The sequence below is a fragment of the Parahaliea mediterranea genome (assembly GCF_003402235.1).
GTDB classification, from domain to species: Bacteria; Pseudomonadota; Gammaproteobacteria; order Pseudomonadales; family Halieaceae; genus Parahaliea; species Parahaliea mediterranea.
This window is the reverse complement of record NZ_QEWO01000003.1, coordinates 603,234-620,170: the sequence shown is the minus strand read 5'-3', so window position 1 is coordinate 620,170 and position 16,937 is coordinate 603,234. Positions and strand designations below refer to the sequence as shown.

Annotated in this window: 15 protein-coding genes; 11 read left to right on the top strand and 4 right to left on the bottom strand. The window is 64.8% G+C overall.

What is annotated here, in order from left to right; genetic code table 11:
- Positions 1–24: 24 nt before the first annotated feature.
- Positions 25–2,376 carry a TonB-dependent receptor domain-containing protein gene (locus DDZ17_RS12180; protein ID WP_116367196.1) on the top strand — a complete coding sequence of 784 codons (2,352 nt, stop codon included), beginning with the start codon at positions 25–27 and terminating at the stop codon, positions 2,374–2,376.
- Positions 2,377–2,475: 99 nt separating this feature from the next.
- Here DDZ17_RS12180 and DDZ17_RS12175 read toward each other — a convergent pair whose 3' ends face one another.
- A complete protein-coding gene (locus DDZ17_RS12175; RefSeq protein WP_116367193.1) occupies positions 2,476–3,603 on the bottom strand; it encodes a nitronate monooxygenase in 1,128 nt (375 codons plus the stop codon).
- Positions 3,604–3,663: 60 nt separating this feature from the next.
- On the opposite strand from DDZ17_RS12175, the gene DDZ17_RS12170 reads away from it, so the two are divergent.
- The 3 genes from DDZ17_RS12170 to DDZ17_RS12160 all read left to right on the top strand — a co-directional run bounded on the left by DDZ17_RS12170 (position 3,664) and on the right by DDZ17_RS12160 (position 6,252).
- Positions 3,664–4,440 (top strand): phosphoadenylyl-sulfate reductase, encoded by a 777-nt coding sequence (locus DDZ17_RS12170; protein WP_116367191.1) that lies wholly within the window; start codon positions 3,664–3,666, stop codon positions 4,438–4,440.
- A 3-nt stretch (positions 4,441–4,443) separates the two neighbouring features.
- Entirely contained in the window at positions 4,444–4,896 is a 453-nt protein-coding gene (locus DDZ17_RS12165) for a GAF domain-containing protein (protein WP_116367189.1), read from the top strand.
- A gap of 135 nt (positions 4,897–5,031) precedes the next feature.
- A complete protein-coding gene (locus DDZ17_RS12160; protein WP_116367187.1) occupies positions 5,032–6,252 on the top strand; it encodes a transglutaminase-like domain-containing protein in 1,221 nt (406 codons plus the stop codon).
- Here DDZ17_RS12160 and DDZ17_RS12155 read toward each other — a convergent pair whose 3' ends face one another.
- Positions 6,253–6,642 (bottom strand): PPOX class F420-dependent oxidoreductase, encoded by a 390-nt coding sequence (locus DDZ17_RS12155; protein WP_116367185.1) that lies wholly within the window; start codon positions 6,640–6,642, stop codon positions 6,253–6,255.
- 236 nt (positions 6,643–6,878) lie between these two features.
- Between DDZ17_RS12155 and DDZ17_RS12150 the strand changes: the two genes are divergently transcribed.
- The 4 genes from DDZ17_RS12150 (at position 6,879) to DDZ17_RS12135 (ending at position 10,422) form a co-directional block, all read left to right on the top strand.
- Positions 6,879–7,862, top strand: a complete 984-nt coding sequence (locus DDZ17_RS12150; RefSeq protein WP_116367183.1) for an SDR family NAD(P)-dependent oxidoreductase — start codon at positions 6,879–6,881, stop codon at positions 7,860–7,862.
- A 24-nt stretch (positions 7,863–7,886) separates the two neighbouring features.
- Positions 7,887–8,441 (top strand): lipid-binding SYLF domain-containing protein, encoded by a 555-nt coding sequence (locus DDZ17_RS12145; RefSeq protein WP_116367181.1) that lies wholly within the window; start codon positions 7,887–7,889, stop codon positions 8,439–8,441.
- A gap of 131 nt (positions 8,442–8,572) precedes the next feature.
- Positions 8,573–9,970 carry an asparagine--tRNA ligase gene (asnS, locus tag DDZ17_RS12140; RefSeq protein ID WP_116367179.1) on the top strand — a complete coding sequence of 466 codons (1,398 nt, stop codon included), beginning with the start codon at positions 8,573–8,575 and terminating at the stop codon, positions 9,968–9,970.
- Positions 9,971–10,101: 131 nt separating this feature from the next.
- Entirely contained in the window at positions 10,102–10,422 is a 321-nt protein-coding gene (locus DDZ17_RS12135; RefSeq protein ID WP_116367177.1) for a hypothetical protein, read from the top strand.
- A 28-nt stretch (positions 10,423–10,450) separates the two neighbouring features.
- Here the strand turns inward: DDZ17_RS12135 and DDZ17_RS12130 are convergent, their stop codons facing one another.
- Positions 10,451–12,448, bottom strand: coding sequence for a ribonuclease R family protein (locus DDZ17_RS12130; protein WP_116367175.1), 1,998 nt, complete (start codon positions 12,446–12,448; stop codon positions 10,451–10,453).
- A 425-nt stretch (positions 12,449–12,873) separates the two neighbouring features.
- Between DDZ17_RS12130 and DDZ17_RS12125 the strand changes: the two genes are divergently transcribed.
- Both DDZ17_RS12125 and asd read left to right on the top strand, forming a co-directional pair.
- On the top strand, positions 12,874–14,310 hold the full coding sequence (locus DDZ17_RS12125) for a PhoH family protein (RefSeq protein ID WP_116367173.1): 1,437 nt from the start codon (positions 12,874–12,876) through the stop codon (positions 14,308–14,310).
- Positions 14,311–14,404: 94 nt separating this feature from the next.
- Positions 14,405–15,247 carry an archaetidylserine decarboxylase gene (gene asd / locus DDZ17_RS12120; RefSeq protein WP_116367171.1) on the top strand — a complete coding sequence of 281 codons (843 nt, stop codon included), beginning with the start codon at positions 14,405–14,407 and terminating at the stop codon, positions 15,245–15,247.
- Between the two features lie 6 nt (positions 15,248–15,253).
- On the opposite strand, the gene rsgA is transcribed toward asd, so the two are convergent.
- A complete protein-coding gene (gene rsgA, locus DDZ17_RS12115) occupies positions 15,254–16,270 on the bottom strand; it encodes a small ribosomal subunit biogenesis GTPase RsgA (protein ID WP_116367169.1) in 1,017 nt (338 codons plus the stop codon).
- Positions 16,271–16,359: 89 nt separating this feature from the next.
- Between rsgA and orn the strand changes: the two genes are divergently transcribed.
- The gene (gene orn / locus DDZ17_RS12110; RefSeq protein WP_116367167.1) at positions 16,360–16,908 is read left to right on the top strand and encodes an oligoribonuclease; all 549 of its coding nucleotides are present in this window, start codon (positions 16,360–16,362) and stop codon (positions 16,906–16,908) included.
- The last annotated feature ends 29 nt before the right edge of the window (positions 16,909–16,937 follow it).

The window sequence follows — 16,937 nt, the reverse complement described above, 5'->3', positions numbered from 1 at the left end:
ATAAGCTCCAGGGGTAAAAACAACATGACATCTGCCACCTTCCAGCGCGGCGCACTGGCTGCCGCTATTTCGCTGACACTGGCGCCAGCCGCCATCGCCGACAAAAAGCCCGCCATGGAGGAAATGGTCGTTACCGCCTCCGGCTACGAACAAAAGCTGACCGACGCGCCCGCGAGCATTTCGGTGATCTCCCAGCAGGAGATTCTGTCGCGCCCCCACGTCAATCTGCTGGACATGCTCAAGTACCAGGAGGGCATCGACATTGGCACCACCCGCGACAAAACCGGCCAGGGCAGCGTCAGCATGCGCGGCCTCACCGGCGAGTACACCCTCTACCTGATCGACGGCAAGCGCCAGAACAACCACGGCGACATCTACCCCAACAACTTCGGCGGCAATGCCTTTGGCCACATGCCCCCGGCGGAGGCCATTGAGCGCATCGAGATTATCCGCGGCCCGGCCTCCACCCTCTACGGCGCCGACGCCCTGGGCGGGGTGATCAACATCATCACCAAGAAGGTGTCCGATGAGTGGTACGGCTCCAGCAGCATCAGCGGCACGATGCAGGAGAACGACGACTTCGGCAACGACATGCAGGTGGACTTCAGCGCCACTGGCCCGCTGATCGAAGGCGTGCTGGGCCTGGGCGTGCGCGGCAGCTACTACGAAACCGAGGCCTCCTCACCCGAGCTTGATCCCATCCGCGACCCCAATGGCGACATTCATGTGCGCAGCGTCGGCTTTGGCGGCGGCGGCCGCACCGTGGAGAGCGAGACCAAGGAATACGGTTTCACCCTCACCTGGACGCCGGGCGATCGCAATACCCTGCGCCTGGACTACGACAAGTCCAACCAGGTGTACGACAACACCCCCTTCACCAACCCGCAAACCGGCGAACTGAGCTATCCGCTGGGCACCAAGGACAATATCGAAGCCCTGTGGCAGGAGCGCCGTGGGCAGCTCAACCCCCGCGCCGGCTACGCGGCGGATCAGGAGTTCAGCCGCGAGTGGTGGTCCATCAGCCACGAGGGCAACTGGAACTTCGGCACCAGCACCGTGAGCCTGGCCTACGTGGACACCAAGAACGAAGGCCGCACCCTGCCGCTGACCGTTGACGAGCGCCTGCTGCTGGCACAGATGTACTACGGCACCGGCGCCTACGCCGGCATGGAAGAACAGGCGCGCAAGGACCTGGCCGAGGCCACCTTCCTGCCGCGCCCCGCCCGCCCGCTGGACAGCAGCCAGTACACCCTGGATGCACGCCTGGATATTCCGCTGCAGGCCTTCGGCAGCCACATGCTGGTGATTGGTGGGCAGGTGATTGACGGCGAGCTGGAAGACGGCGTGTTCGGCATGGAGAGCAACAGCCCCGGCGCGGTGCAGGAACAGAAAATGTACTCCCTGTTCGTCGAAGACAGCTGGAGCCCCATCACCCCGCTCACGGTCACCGCCGGCGTGCGCTACGACGAGCACGACGTGTTCGGCAGCCAGGTATCGCCGCGCCTGTACGGCGTATACAGCCTGAGCCCCACCTGGACCGTCAAGGGCGGGGTGGCCACCGGCTACAAAACGCCCCAGACCACCGACCTCTACGACGGCATCACCGGCTTTGGCGGCCAGGGCACCTCGCCCTTCGCCGGCAACCCCGAGCTGGAGCCGGAAACCAGCGTGAACAGTGAAGTGGCCCTGTACTGGGACGGTGAAGACGGCCACAAATTCAACATCACCTACTTCAACACCAGCTTCGAGGACAAAATCGCCCGCGGCGACACCGTGCTGAGCTGCGAGGCCACCGGCGGTGTGCGCCCCTGCGTGAACCTGGGTGCCTACGACCAGCTCGGTTACAGCACCTACAGCCAGAAGATCAACATCGACGAGGTTGACCTGCAGGGTGTGGAAGTGGCCGGCCGCTACCTGATCAGCGAGCGCTGGACCCTGAACGCCAACTACACCTGGACCGACAGCGAACAGCAAAGCGGCCCCGAGGAAGGCAGGCCCCTGACCAACACCGCCGAGCACATGGCCAATGTGACCCTGGACTGGCAGGTGCTCGACAGCCTGACCCTGACCCTGCAGGGCGAGCTGCGCTCCGACCGCTACCGCGGCTGGAACGAGTTGCTGGACAAGGCCCAGTACTATGAAAACTACGACTTGTGGAACCTGGGCATCCGTTACGCCATCACCGACAACATTGCCCTCACCGGCCGCGTCAACAACCTGCTGGATGAAGACTTCACCACCTACAGCACAGACTTTGTCGACATCAACGGCGACGGACTCTATGACGCCGACTCCGACGAAGTGATCTTCACCGACCACTACAACGTGATGGCCGCGGGTCGCAACTACTGGTTGAGCCTGCAGGTATCCTTCTGATCATCCGCTAGCACAGGGCGCCCGCTCATCGGGCGCCCCTCACACGCAAAAGGGCGGCCCGCCGTGCGGTGCCGCCCTTTTGGGTATCGCCGGAGCGTCTCAGCTGTCCGGCAGCATTGCCCCCGCCATGCCCACGGCATCCACGTACTCTTCCAGCAGGCGCTGCATCACCTGGCGGCAGGATTCCACCTGGTTGATCTGGCCGATCACCTGTCCGCAGGGATTGAAGGCCACTTTCTGGCACTCGCCCTTGTCGGCGTAAACAGAGGTGCGACGGATGCCGTCGGAGGTCACTAGCCCCTGCAGCGGCATGCCCAGGGGTTCGGGGGTGTCTTCCCGGGCCCATGCCTCGGTCCATTCGTTTTTCAGCATGCGGCAGGATTTGCCGGTCCAGGAGCGGGAGCGCACGGTGTCTTCGCTGGTGGCGTCCAGCAGCGACTGCTTCTGCGCCGGCTGGGTGTGGGCTTCTTCCACGGTGAGCCAGAGGGAGCCGGTCCACACCCCGGCGGCGCCCATGGCCAGGGCGGCGGCAATCTGCCGGCCGTTGCCGATGCCGCCGGCGGCGAGCATGGGCAAATCGCCAATGGCATCGACAATCTGCGGCCACAGCACCACCGACCCCACATCGCCGGTGTGGCCGCCACCTTCACCGCCTTGGGCAACCACAAAGTCCAGGCCCGCGTTCTTGTGGGCCACGGCCTGCTTGACCTTGCCGCACAGGGCGCCGATCAGGCGGCCGGAGTCCTGCACCTGTTTGATTTTGTCCGCCGGCGGGGTACCCAGGGCGTTGGCGATCAGTTTGCACTTGGGTCGGGTCAGGGCTTCCTGCAGCAGGGGGGTGGCGCTGGCCTCGGTCCAGCCCAGCAGGCCCATGCTGGTGCTGCCGTCGGGCCACTCGGGCACGCCGTGATCGGCCAGCAGTTTCTGGGCGAAGTCGATGTGTTCCTTCGGCACCATCTCCCACAGCTTTTTCTCCAGTTCCTCGGCACTCATGTCGCCCATGCCTTCGTACTTCTGGGGAATGACGATGTCCACGCCGTAGGGCTTGTCGCCGATGTGCTCGTCAATCCAGTCCAGTTCTTCTTTTAATTGCTCCGGGGTGAAGCCGACGGCGCCCAGTACGCCAATGCCGCCGGCCTTGCTCACCGCCACCACCACGTCGCGGCAGTGGGTGAAGGCGAAGATGGGGTAGTCGATGCCGAGTTTTGCACACAGGGGGTTGGCCATGGTGTTGCTCCAGAGATGACTTTTATCGGCCCAGTATTGGCGCCCCGGTAGCCGCCGGCAATGTTGGCAAAGTGCCAGGCAAACTGGCGCAATGGTTCAGGCGCGGAGAGCGTGCGGGCGGCTATAACCATATACCCGATCGTTATTTGTCTCTGCTGTTTTGATTCATTAAAGTTTCGCGTCTCATACACCCACAAGGCCCATTCCGCTTTGCAACTGAACATCGACAGCGCCAATGCCGAACTGCGCAATGCCTCTCCCGAGGCCATTGTGCGCTGGGCGCTTGCCCAGGGTGGGCGCACGATTGCCACCACCAGTATGGGGCGTAACGCGGCGGTAATGCTGCACCTGGTGAGCCAGGTGGACCCTTCGGTGCCCACCATCTGGGTGGACACCGGCTACAACCTGCGCGACACCTATGTGGTGGCGGAGCGCTTGATTCGCGACCTCAAACTGAACATCCACGTCTACTCGCCGCAGATGACCTCGGAGCGCCGCAACGCCATCATGGGTGGCATTCCCACGGTGGACGAGGAAGCGCGCCACGCGGAGTTCACCCGCCAGGTGAAGCTGGAGCCCTTCGACCGCGCCCTGGCCGACTTCCAGCCGGACTTCTGGCTGACCGGCATTCGCCGGGAAGAGACCGAACACCGCAAGACCCTGGATGTTGTGTCGCACGATGCCCGGGGCATTGTGAAGGTGGCGCCGATTTTCTACTGGTCCGACGCGCAGGTGGACGCCTACATGGCGCAGCACGGGCTGCCGACCTGCAAGCATTATTTTGACCCCACCAAGGTGATGGATGGCCGGGAGTGCGGGCTGCACACCGCGGCCTGAGCCATGCTCCCCCTCGACGAAGCCCGGCTCCAGCTAACCGGCCTGCTGTCCGGCGAGCCCGATGTCATTGCCAACGCCGCCAACTTCTCGGCCTTTCTCTACGAGCAGCTGGACGATATCAACTGGCTTGGCTTTTACTTCCTGCGCGGTGATGAACTGGTGCTGGGGCCCTTCCAGGGGCGCCCGGCCTGCCTGCGCATCCCGGTGGGCAAGGGCGTGTGCGGCACGGCGGTCGCCCAGGGTGTCACCCAGGTGGTGGCGGATGTACACGCCTTTCCCGGACATATCGCCTGCGACGTGCGCTCGCGCTCGGAGGTGGTGGTGCCCCTGTGGCAGGGGGATACCTGCACCGGGGTGCTGGACATCGACAGCCCCACACACAACCGCTTTTCGGCGGCGGACGTGGCCTATGTGGAGGCACTGGCCGCCCTGTTCTGCGAGCTGCAATACGGCTGAGGGCTAAAGCCCTGCGCTGCGGCGAGTACGCCCGCCGTTCACCTTCCCTCCGGCGATCCCCCCCCGGGCTATACTCTTTCTACGCGCTGTTTTTACACGCTGTACGCTTGGCGATGCAGCGCGTGGGAGGACGCCATGGCGAAACCTGTGCCCGGCACAGGATGTTGGCGCTGGTGCGGCAACCGGCGTGTGTGCCTGCTGCGTCCTTTGTTCGGCTTTTCCCTGCTGTTTTGCTTCGCCCTGCTGTGCGCCTGTGCCCACCGGCCCTCTCTGCGCGCGGCGGTGGCGGCGCTGCCGCCACTGCAGGCCGATGGGCAGGTGGTGACGCTGGCCGAGGCTGCAGCGTTGCAGAGTCCGGGCCTGCTTGTGCTTGATGATGACATGCGCGACTTTGTGGCGCGCTATGCCCCGCGCTCCGCCGGGCCGCGCCAGCGGCTGCTTAACCTGCATTCGGCCATCAAGGGCAGCGGAACCCTCGGCATGCGCTACGACGCCTTCTCCGACGGTAGCGCGCAGCAGGTGTTCCATCGCGGCACGGCCAATTGCCTGAGCTATGCCCACCTGTTTGTCGCCCTGGCCCGGGAGGCCGGCCTGGATGCCCGTTACCAGTGGCTGGAGGTGCGTCCCCAATGGACGCGCGTCGGCGAGCGGGTGGCCCTGCGCCTGCATGTGAACGTGCTGGTGCGCCTGCCCAATGGCGAGCAGTACATGGTGGATATCGACCCCCTGCCTTCCCCGGACATTGCCGGCAGCCGCACTCTGACAGACGCCCAGGCCCTGGCCCTGTACCACAACAACCTGGCCATGGACGCCCTGGCCGCGGGGGAGCTGGCGGCGGCCTGGCAACAGAGTGTGAAGGCCCTGCAGGTCAGCCCCGATACTGGCCAGCTGTGGGTGAATGTGGGGGCGATCTACCGGGCGGCGGGGCAGTACGGGGCGGCGGAGCGCAGTTACTTTCACGCGCTGCAACAGGATGCCGGCGATCGCTCGGCGATGAACAACCTGCTGGTGCTCTACCAGCATCAGGGGCGGGAAGCAGAGCGGGCCTACTGGGCCGAGCGTGTGGCCCGCTACCGCGAAGCCAACCCCTACTACCACGCCTGGCTGGGCGACCAGGCCGGCGAGGCCGGGGACTGGGACGCCGCCCTGGCCCACTATCAGCGTGCCCTGCGGCTGCGCAAAGACGACGCGCGGCTGCTGTATGCCCTTGGCATCATCCAGCATCGGCGTGGTGACTACGCGGCCGCCACCGCCTATATCGCCCGCGCCATTGATGAAGCCACCCTGCGCGGCGACATTGACGACTACCGGTTGCAGCTGGAGCGCATCCGGCGGGAGGCGGTGGCGGCGCGCTAGCTAACCTGCGGGCAGATCGACCCGGATGTAGGCGCGGCGATCAAAACGGCCGGTGAGCCGGGCGAACACATCGCCAATGCGCATTTGCAGGCCGTACTTGCGGCGCAGGGCAGCCAGCGCGGTGGCGCACTCCTCGGGGGTGTCCAGCACAACGGCGGTAACGTCCAGCCACTCGCCGGTCAGCTTGCCGGTGGCGGTGCAGCGGGCGATGCGCGCCTCGCTGAAATTGCGCAGGCGCTTGACCTTGCCGGCATCGCCGGCGGAAAACAAATAGTAGCTGTCGCCCTGGGGGGCAAACCACACCGGGGTGGGGACAAAGTCGCCGGAGCGCTTGCGGGTGGCAAGGCTGATGTAGTTGCCGGCTTCGATGGCATCGCGTGAATCGCCCATAAGTACTCCTGTTGAGCGGCCTGTCGTGCCGCGAATGTGCCGCGAATGTGCCCAATAGCCACGATGTGCATGGCGTACCGCTAGCTAAGAATGCGAGGTAACAGTACCAGCCAATTGCACCGAGCGGCGGCAGAACCGCCTTGGCCCGGCCGCTGTGTTGAGCCCCGGGCGGTTTAGCGGCTACCCTGATTCTCTGACACAATCTCACCGTCGACAAATAATAGAAGGAGCGGGGAATGGCAGCGTTGGGTTTTTCATCCACCACCGACGAGGTGCTGGCGGGGGCTGACCTCAGTGGCAGGCTGGCCATGATCACCGGTGCATCATCCGGCCTTGGCATGGAGACCGCCCGGGCCCTGGCGAGCCGGGGGGCCACGGTGGTGCTGCTGGCCCGCGACCGCACCAAGCTGGATAAGGCCGTGGCGGCGCTGGAGCAGCAGGATCTGCCGGGCCAGCTGGACAGCGCCCTGCTGGATTTGGCCGACCTCGACAAGGTGCGCAACGCCGCCGCCACCCTGCTGGACCTGTATCCCCGGGTTGACCTGTTGATCAACAACGCCGGGGTGATGGCCTGCCCCCTGCAGCGCACCGCCCAGGGCTTTGAGATGCAGTTTGGTACCAACCATGTGGGGCACTTCCTGTTTACCTGCCTGATGGCGCCGGCGCTGCAGGCATCGGCCGCCGCCGGTGGCGAGCCGCGGGTGGTCAACCTCAGCTCCGCCGGCCACCGCTTTGGCGCCTTTCATTTTGACGACCCCAACTACCAGCAGCGCGACTACGAAAAATGGCAGGCCTACGGCGAATCCAAGACCGCCAACGTGCTGTTCAGTGTGGCGCTGGATGAGCGCCTTGCGCCCCACGGCGTGCGGGTGTTTGCCGTGCACCCGGGCATGATCATGACCGAGCTTGGCCGCCACCTGGACGAGGCCGACATCGAGGCCATCCGCTCCCGCGCTGCCAGCGCCTCGGGCGGCCAGGCGGATAGCCCGCGCAGTCTGTTCAAAACCATTCCACAGGGCGCGGCCACCTCGGTTTACGCGGCCACCGCGCCAGCGCTGGCGGGCGACGGCGGGCGCTACCTGGAGGATTGCCATATTGCAGAAGTTGCGAGCCAGGACGGCGCCGGCGGGGTAGAATCCTACGCCACCGACCCGGCACTGGCGCAGCGCCTGTGGCGCCTGTCAGAGCAGCTGGTCGGCCAAACCTTCAGCTTTGACTGAGCATAACGGGAGCGGGAATACGGGATGAAAACACGGGGAATTCACTGGCGCTCGGCCTGCGCGCTGATGCTGGGCATGCTGTTGGGCGCGGGCCTGGCCCAGGCCGATGACCGCACGGAAATCGAGTCCAAGAGCAAAATTGCCCTCGACAAGCTGCGCCAGCACGCCAGGGAAATCGACAAGCTGATCGACCGCGCCAGCGGCGTGCTGGTGTTTCCGGATGTGGTGGAGATGGGCTTTGGCGAGCGCGGCCGCTACGGCGAGGGCGCCCTGCTGATCAAGGGCGAGCCGGTGGCCTACTACGCCTCGGCGGGCGGCCCCCACGACATGACCAGCGAAGGCGGCCGCAAGGTTGAGTTGCTGCTGTTCATGGATCAGCAGGCCCTGATCGACTTCCGCAATACCATCAACTGGAAGATCGGTGTCAGCGAGGGAGTCACCAAGGTGCGGGTGGACGACCGCGGGCGGCTGGAAACCACCAGTAATGCACCGCCGGTACTGGGCATGAGCTTCAACGATGCCGGCGTGCTCGGCAACCTGGACCTGAACGGCACCACCATCAACCGCATTGCCCGGTGACTGGCGCGCCCTGACGGGCGCCCCTGGCCGGGCGCCCCAATCAAAGGCCACTCTCGCAAAGGCCGCTCGCTGGCGGCACTGGCGCGGTTTCGGTATCCTCCGCGCCTGTTAAGCCCCCGCTGGAGAGTCCCATGTCACAGATAGTTTCCGTTGCCGCCGCACTGCGTGGCGAGGCCGCCGTTGGCACCACGGTGGAGGTGCGCGGCTGGCTGCGCAGCAAGCGCGATTCCAAGGCGGGCATCTCCTTCCTGGCGGTGCACGACGGCTCCTGCTTCGACCCCATCCAGGCGGTGGTGCCCAACACGCTCGACAACTACACCTCTGAGGTGCTGAAGCTCTCCACCGGCTGCGCCGTGAGTGTGATCGGCGAGCTGGTGGAATCCCAGGGCAAGGGCCAGAGCGTGGAGATCCAGGCCAGCGCCGTGAGCGTGCAGGGCTGGGTGGACGATGCCGAGTCCTATCCCATTGCCAAAAAGCGCCACACCTTTGAATACCTGCGCACCCAGGCCCACCTGCGCCCGCGCACCAACACCTTCGGCGCCATCACCCGGGTGCGCACCACCCTGGCCAACGCCATTCACAACTACTTCTACGAGCGCGGCTTCCATTGGATCAACACCCCCATCATCACCGGCAGCGACTGCGAGGGGGCCGGCGAGCTGTTCCGGGTCAGCACCCTGGATGCAATCAACCTGCCCCGGGGCGCCGACGGCCAGCCGGACTACAGCCAGGACTTTTTTGGCGGTGACGCCTTTCTCACCGTGTCCGGCCAGTTGGAGGTGGAATCCTACTGCCTGGCCATGAGCAAGGTGTATACCTTCGGCCCCACCTTCCGCGCCGAAAACTCCAATACCAGCCGCCACCTGGCGGAGTTCTGGATGGTGGAGCCGGAAATCGCCTTTGCCAACCTGAGCGACAACGCCAACCTTGCCGAGGACCTGCTGCAGTACCTGTTCAAGCGGGTGCTGGAGGAGCGCGAGGACGACATGGCCTTCTTCCAGCAGCGCATCGACAACACCGTGATCGAGCGCCTGCGCAGCGTGATCGACAACCGCTTCGAGCGCATGGAATACAGCGAGGCCATCCGCATCCTGGAAAACTGTGGCGAATCCTTCGAATTTCCGGTGAGCTGGGGCGTGGACCTGGCCTCGGAGCACGAGCGCTTCCTGGCCGAGAAACACGTGGGCCGCCCGGTGGTGCTGATGAACTACCCGAAGGATATCAAGGCCTTTTACATGCGCCTGAACGACGACGACAAAACCGTGGCGGCCATGGATGTGCTGGCCCCCGGTATTGGCGAAATCATCGGCGGCAGCCAGCGCGAAGAGCGCCTTGATGTGCTGGATTCACGCATGGATGAGCACCTGCGCGAAGAACTGTGGTGGTACCGCGACCTGCGCCGCTACGGTACCGTGCCCCACGCCGGTTTTGGCCTGGGCTTCGAGCGCCTGCTCAACTACGTGACGGGCATGGAAAACGTGCGCGACGCCATCCCCTTCCCGCGCACGCCGGGCAACGCCGCGTTCTGAGGTGCTGCACAAAATTTAAGCAAGCCTGTGAATATTGCCTAAAATTTATCCAGAAGGGTGGCCCCGCTGGGCCATACTGACATAAAAGGATAATCAGCGGCCCGTGTTACGGGGCGCGGGGAACGGTAAGCATGGCACAGGACAGTCTGCGCCGCGGTGGCGGTGCGCCGCCCGGCGAACTCAGCGAAATCGTGATTGTGGATACCTTCACGCGCCTGATCTTTGGCGACGATGGGAGCGCCTACAGCCCCGCCGAACTGGGGGTGATCGACACCCTGCGCCGGGTAGAGCCGGATGTGGCGGAAGATGACCTGCAGGCCATGGGCGAATTTTTGCGGGCGCTGGGGGTGAGCGAAATGATTAGCCTGGTGGGTCGGGTGCAACAGTGCGCCGGCCCCTTCTCGCCCCTGCCCCTCAAAGGGCGCAACGTCGCGCCATTGCGCGCCTGCTAAAGGCGCAGCGACTGGCCCCGCAGGGCCATCAGGCCCCGGCGGGGTCTTTTTCCTTCTTCTCTTTCGGCGGCTTCAGGCCGCAACCTTCCACCAGTGAGAACAGGCTCAGGAAGCCCGCTTCCGGATCGGCGCCGGTGAAGTGCACTTCCACCGATTGTTCCAGTTGGAAGCGGCGGGTGGTGCTGGTGAGGCTGGCGGTCCACTTGTCGTAGCTGAACTTTTCCGGGTCCTTGCGCAGGTCCACAAAACCTTCCAGGCCGTTGTCGTCCAGGCGCACGCTGAAGCCGCTGCTGTTGATGTGGGCCACGGTGCCGCGGAAGCTGCGCCCGGGTTCGGCGTCCACCAGCCTTTGCAGGTAGCGGCTGGCCAGCCAGCGCTCTGCCTCGGTGGTGGCGCTGCGGGCGTTTTGCAGTTTTTCACGCAGGCGTGCCAGGTCTTGCGGGTCTGTGCTGGCGGGGTCATCGCCACCCAGCAGGCCCTTGATCTGCAGGTGCACCAGGAAGTCCATGTACTTGCGCAGGGGCGAGGTGCAATTGGTGTAGGCGTCCAGCGCCATGCCCATGTGCAGGCCAGGCTCGGTGCTGAGCTCGGCCCGGGTCAGCAGGCGGTTGACCATGCCGCGCAGGGGCAGGCTGCTGCCACTGGCGCCCAGGGCGCGCATGATGGTGCGATAGCCGGATTTGGTGGCCGGGTCCAGCTCGGCCACTTCCGGGGCGTGCATGGCGAGGAACTTGCGGGTTTCGTCCAGGCGGTCGCTGCGAAAGCCGGCGTGGCGCACGAAGGGGCCGGGGGCGCCGCGCTCGGCCAGGAAGTGGGCGGCGCAGCGGTTGGTGGCCACCATGCACTCCTCCACCAGTTTCTGCGACAGCAGCTTTTCGTAGGGCTCGATATGGTCGATCTGCTTGTTGTCGTCCAGCACCCAGCGGAACTCCTGGCGGTCTTCCATCACCAGTTCCAGGGTCTCCCGGCGGGCGCGCAGGGCCCGGTACACCTGGTACAGGGCCTCCAGCGGGCTGGCGTGGCTCATCAGCTCGTCGGCCTGGCCGTTGAGGTAGCGATCCACCGCGTAGTAGGACAGCTTGGCCCGGGAGCGGATGGTGGCCACCATGAATTCGGCCTCGCCCACTTCGCCGCTGTCGCTGACCGCGATGCGACACACCAGGGCCGGGCGGTCGACGCCCTCGGACAGGGCGCAGGTATCCTGCGACAGGGCCTCCGGCAGCATCGGCACAATGTCGCCGTGGAAGTACACCGAGGTGCCGCGGGCGGCCACGTCCCGGTGCAGTTGGGAGCCGGGCGCAATGTAGGCCGTGGGGTCGGCAATGGCCACGTAGAGGGTCCAGCCATCGGCGCTGACCTCGGCGTACAGGGCGTCGTCGATATCCTGGGTCTTGGCGGCGTCGATGGAGATGAACTCCAGGGCCGTCAGGTCCCGGCGGCCCTCGCTGGCCAGGGGGTTGGCGGCCTCCAGGCAGGTTTCCAGGTCCTTCTTGGCGCTCTGGCTCCAGTCGGTGGCCAGGCCGTACTTGGCCATGCAGTAGAGGTTCTCGACCCCCGGAGTGTCGTCATTGCCGAGCACGGTGAGAATCTTGGCCTGGGGTTTGCCGTCTCGAATCGGGTGGCGCAGGATGGCGCAGCGCACGTAGTCTCCCTCCTTGACGCCGTTGCGGGCGTGGGGGGGGATGAACAGCCAGCGCTTGAGCTGGGGCAGGTCGGGCTGCACAAAAAAGGCCTTGCCCTTGCGCACGCAGCGGCCGGTGAACTCGGCCAGCGGGCTGTCCAGGAGCTTTTCGATGTCGGCGACGGTCTTGTTGTCTTTGGCCGGGCGGATGCAGACCTGCACCCGATCCTCGGGAAAGGCCTTGAGCATCTCGTCGGGGGGGATGAAGATTTCCCGGCCGTCCTCCAGGACAGCAAAGCCGTAGCGGGCCTGGGTGCCCTTGACCACCGCCTCGGCCCGCTCTTTCTCGGCCTCCATCTGCGTTTTGAGGCCCTTCAGCTGGGCGAGCGAGTCCTGATTGAGCATTGCGAATAAAGCGTCTTACAAAGTGGGTGCACAAGCGCGCTATCCTAGCGGAAAAGGGGCCCCCTGTCAGTGACTGCGATCGGCACCCGGCAATTGCCCGGCGCCGGCGTTGACAGTGGCGCGCGACGGGTTTAATAATCGGGGTAACGTCGCTGCACAGTATCCGGGAAGCGCCTTTTGAAGAATTTCCGGACCCCGGCCGGCCGCCGCACCCGAACCGGCCCGGAGTCGCCCCCACAGCGCCAACCACTGTCACCTGAGTTTTTCCTGCTCGGGCGGCCCTCGGCCCAAGGCCTGGCTTTCACTCATCGCCACTTGCGCCGCCCCGGCAACGCCCTCTACCCCTCCCGTAAACCCCCACACCGGCATCGGTCGCCGGCCTCCACCGCACCCACTTCAGGCCCTTTCTGTATGAGGAATCCTTCATGGACTCAGGCTCCACCCTGCGCGTAGAAAAATCGAACCTGAAACCCGTCATCAAGAAGACCTACGTTCTGGATACGAACGTCCTGCTGCACGACCCCACGGCCATCGCCGCCTTTAATGAACACCACGTGGTGATCCCCATGACGGTGCTGGAGGAGCTGGATCACATCAAGGATCGCCGCGACAAGACTGTGAGTCGCGAGGCCCGCATCGCCATCCAGATGATCGACAAGGTGGTGGATGCCGCCACCCCACAGGAGATCCAGGCCGGAGTGGAGGTGCCCGGCAGTTCGATGGAAGGCCTGCTCGGCACCCTGGCCATCTACCCCGACCAGCTGCTGACCGACAGCACCGAAATCCCCTTTCTCGACGCCACCCAGGACCAGGCCAACGACAACCGCATCATCAATGTCGCCCTGCGCCTGCAGGCCGAGCGACCGAGCGAATTCGTGTGCCTGGTCACCAAGGACATCAACATGCGCATCAAGGCCAAGGGCTCGGGCCTGCTGCACGTGGAAGACTACCGGCGCGACCGGGTGCTGGATGACATCGACCTGTTGGCCAAGGGCTACGAGCACCTGGAGGGGGACTTCTGGGCGGGTATTTCCGAAGTGGACACCCTGCGCGAAGGCGACTGCACCCTGCACCGGGTACCGCGCAAATCGCTGCCGGCGGCCTACCCCAACATGTTCCTGTTCGACGACAACGACTTCATGGCCTTTGTGAAGCGCATCGACAGCGACTACGTGTACCTGCGCTGCGACAGTCGCGACAACCTCATGCACCGCCGTTTCTGGGGCCTGGCCCCGCGCAACCTGGAACAGGCCATGGCCATGGCCCTGCTGGAGGACGACAACGTCGATATGACGGTGATGACCGGCCCGGCGGGCTCCGGCAAGACCCTGCTGGCGCTGGCCTATGGCCTGCACGCCATCCTTGAGCAGAAGCGCTACAACAAGCTCATCGTGGCGCGCTCCACACCGCCGATTGCCGAGGACATCGGCTTTCTGCCGGGTACCGAGGAGGAAAAAATGGCCCCCTGGCTGGCGGCCTTCGATGACAACCTGGAAATCCTCCACGGCGCCGACGAATCCTGTCACGGCAGCATCGATTACGTGAAAGAGCGGGCCAATATCCAGTTCAAGTCGCTCAACTTCATGCGCGGGCGCTCCTTCAACAACGCCTACATCATCATCGACGAGAGCCAGGGGCTCACCCAGTTCCAGCTGAAGAGCGTGATCAGCCGGGTGGGGGCAGACTCCAAGATTGTGGTGCTGGGCAATCTGGCCCAGATCGACAACAAGTACATCTCGCCGCTGACCTCTGGCCTTACCTACCTGGTGGAGAAGAGCAAGGCCTACCCCCACGCCGGCATCATGCACGTCAATGGCATCGTGCGTTCGCGGCTGGCGGCCTTTGCCGAGGAGAACCTCTAGCCGTCGGCCCCCTGGCGCGGCCCGGGTGCTACACTAGCGCCCGCGGCCGTGGCCGCCCAATAACAACCATCTGTACAAGGACGCCCCACGCGCCATGGATTCCCTGTTTATTGCCCTGCAGCACATTGTTCCCCAGCATCTGTTGTCGCGCTTCACCGGCTGGCTGGCGGAGCGGCGCTCGCCCCTGTGGCTGAAGAACTGGGTCATTCGCCGTTTCATCGCCCATTTTGGCGTGGACATGAGCGAGGCCGCCGAGCCCGACCCCACGCGCTACGGTAATTTCAACGCGTTTTTTACCCGGGCCCTGCGCGATGGTGTGCGCCCCATCGACGACGCACCGTTGGTGTGTCCGGCGGACGGCGCCATCAGCCAGTTGGGCACTATCAACGAACACAGCATCTTTCAGGCCAAGGGCCGTCATTACTCCACCTGGGCCTTGCTCGGCGGGGATGCCGCGCGGGTGGCCCAGTTTCGCAACGGGCGCTTTGCCACCATCTATCTTTCGCCCCGTGACTATCATCGCGTACACATGCCGGTGGCGGGGCGCCTGACTTCCAGCTGTTACATTCCAGGTGACCTGTACTCCGTCAACAATGTAACGGCGGAGAATGTCGATCGGTTGTTTGCCCGTAACGAGCGCCTGGTGTGCTACTTCGATACCCAATACGGGCCGGTGGCGATGGTGCTGGTGGGGGCCATGATCGTGGCGGGTATCGAAACCGTGTGGTCCGGCCAGGTGGCACCGCCCCCGCGACAGATGGTGCAGGCCAACTACCAGGCAGCGCCGGACGCGGTGGAGCTGGCCAAGGGGCAGGAAATGGGACGCTTCAAGCTGGGCTCGACAGTGATCCTGCTGCTGCCGGAAGGTGCGCCCGACTGGCTCAATCACTTCACCGCCGGCACCCCGACCCGGCTCGGCGAGGCGCTGGCGCAATAGCTTGCGCTAGCGGTCCGGTTCCAGGCTGGCAATAATCCTGCGGTAACTCTCCAGTCGCGCCGGGCTGATGCTGCCGGCCTGTGCCGCATCGAGAATGGCGCAACCCGGTTCCTGCTGGTGCTGGCAGTCCCGGAAGCGGCAGTGGCCCAGGTGGGGGCGAAATTCGCGAAACCCCTGCTCCACCTGGCCCCGCTCCATGTGCCACAGGCCGAATTCGCGGATGCCGGGGGAGTCGATCAGGCTGCCGCCGCAGGGCAGGTGAAACAGCTGGGCGGTGGTGGTGGTGTGGGTGCCTTTGTGGGTCAGCTCCGACAGGGCGCCCACGCGCAGGTCGAGTCCGGGCAGCAGGTTGTTCACCAGGGATGACTTCCCCACACCGGACTGGCCGACGAAAATGCTGGTGCGCTGGCTCAGCGCCGCCTGCAGGGCGTCGGTGCCGCCGGCGCGGGCGCTGACCCGCAACAGCGGGTAACCCAGGCGGGCATAGGGAGCCAGCAGGGTGTCGAGCTGGCCCGCCAGTGCGGCATCAGCGTCCAGCAAATCCACCTTGTTCAGCACCAGCACCGGCTCAATGCCCACCACTTCGCTGGCCACCAGGTAGCGGTCGATCAGGTTGGCGTGGGGCTCCGGCCGGGCGGCAATTACCACAAAAATGCGGTCGATATTGGCGGCCACCGGCTTCAACTGGCCAAAGTTGTCTGGCCTTAGCAGTTCGCTTTCGCGTTCCAGTTGGGCGACGACAACCCCGGTGGGGTCGCCCTCGCACCAGATGACCCGGTCGCCGGTCACCAGGCTGCCAAGGTTGGCGCGCAGGTGGCAGCGACGGCGCTCGCCAGCGGCGGATTCCACTTCCACCTGGGTACCGAAGTGGGCCACCACCAGGCCTTGCTGCTCGGTGCCCAGGCTCCCGCCCTGCAGGCTGTCCTCGGCGCTGGCATCGCGGCGCTTGGCCCTCTCGGCCCGTTCCTGCTGGATTTTATTGACTCGCCAGGCCTGGCGCCGGGTGAGTTTGCGTTTGCTCATGGCGGCATTATTGGCGGCTGGCCGGGGCCGCGCAAATAGTATTCGCTTGGTGTTTTGTTAAACTGGCGCCAAAGTCAGGGGAGTCAGGTATGCAGAATCCCTCCAACCTGATCTGGATCGACCTGGAGATGACCGGCCTTGATCCCGATCGCGATGCAGTAATTGAAATCGCCACCATTGTTACCGACAGCGACCTCAACACCCTGGCCGAGGGGCCAGTGTTGGCGCTGCAGCAGAGTGAAGAACGCCTTGCGGGCATGGATGAGTGGAACACCACCCACCACAATGCCTCGGGGCTGGTGGCGCGGGTGCGCGCCAGCCAGATCGACGAAGCGGGGGCCTGCCGGCAGACCATCGACTTCCTGCGCCAGTGGGTGCCGGCCGGTGCTTCGCCCATGTGCGGCAACAGTATCTGCCAGGATCGGCGCTTTCTGGCCCGGCACATGCCGGAGCTGGAGCGCTATTTTCACTACCGCAACCTGGATGTGAGTACGGTGAAGATCCTGGCCCAGCGCTGGCGGCCGGAACTGAGTGCGGGTTTCAGCAAAAGCGGGGCCCATCTCGCCCTTGATGACATCCGCGAATCCATTGAGGAACTGCGGTATTATCGCCAGCACTTTCTACGCACGGAGGCTTGAAGAAAGTGGTCTTATCGACAATGATTGGG

Excerpts from the sequence above, each read along its gene's own strand:
- DDZ17_RS12180 (WP_116367196.1), top strand. The coding sequence starts at position 25 with ATGACATCTGCCACCTTCCAGCGCGGCGCACTGGCTGCCGCTATTTCG.
- DDZ17_RS12175 (WP_116367193.1), bottom strand. The coding sequence starts at position 3,603 with ATGGCCAACCCCCTGTGTGCAAAACTCGGCATCGACTACCCCATCTTC.
- DDZ17_RS12170 (WP_116367191.1), top strand. The coding sequence starts at position 3,664 with ATGTTGGCAAAGTGCCAGGCAAACTGGCGCAATGGTTCAGGCGCGGAG.
- DDZ17_RS12165 (WP_116367189.1), top strand. The coding sequence starts at position 4,444 with ATGCTCCCCCTCGACGAAGCCCGGCTCCAGCTAACCGGCCTGCTGTCC.
- DDZ17_RS12160 (WP_116367187.1), top strand. The coding sequence starts at position 5,032 with ATGGCGAAACCTGTGCCCGGCACAGGATGTTGGCGCTGGTGCGGCAAC.
- DDZ17_RS12155 (WP_116367185.1), bottom strand. The coding sequence starts at position 6,642 with ATGGGCGATTCACGCGATGCCATCGAAGCCGGCAACTACATCAGCCTT.
- DDZ17_RS12150 (WP_116367183.1), top strand. The coding sequence starts at position 6,879 with ATGGCAGCGTTGGGTTTTTCATCCACCACCGACGAGGTGCTGGCGGGG.
- DDZ17_RS12145 (WP_116367181.1), top strand. The coding sequence starts at position 7,887 with ATGAAAACACGGGGAATTCACTGGCGCTCGGCCTGCGCGCTGATGCTG.
- asnS (WP_116367179.1), top strand. The coding sequence starts at position 8,573 with ATGTCACAGATAGTTTCCGTTGCCGCCGCACTGCGTGGCGAGGCCGCC.
- DDZ17_RS12135 (WP_116367177.1), top strand. The coding sequence starts at position 10,102 with ATGGCACAGGACAGTCTGCGCCGCGGTGGCGGTGCGCCGCCCGGCGAA.
- DDZ17_RS12130 (WP_116367175.1), bottom strand. The coding sequence starts at position 12,448 with ATGCTCAATCAGGACTCGCTCGCCCAGCTGAAGGGCCTCAAAACGCAG.
- DDZ17_RS12125 (WP_116367173.1), top strand. The coding sequence starts at position 12,874 with ATGGACTCAGGCTCCACCCTGCGCGTAGAAAAATCGAACCTGAAACCC.
- asd (WP_116367171.1), top strand. The coding sequence starts at position 14,405 with ATGGATTCCCTGTTTATTGCCCTGCAGCACATTGTTCCCCAGCATCTG.
- rsgA (WP_116367169.1), bottom strand. The coding sequence starts at position 16,270 with ATGAGCAAACGCAAACTCACCCGGCGCCAGGCCTGGCGAGTCAATAAA.
- orn (WP_116367167.1), top strand. The coding sequence starts at position 16,360 with ATGCAGAATCCCTCCAACCTGATCTGGATCGACCTGGAGATGACCGGC.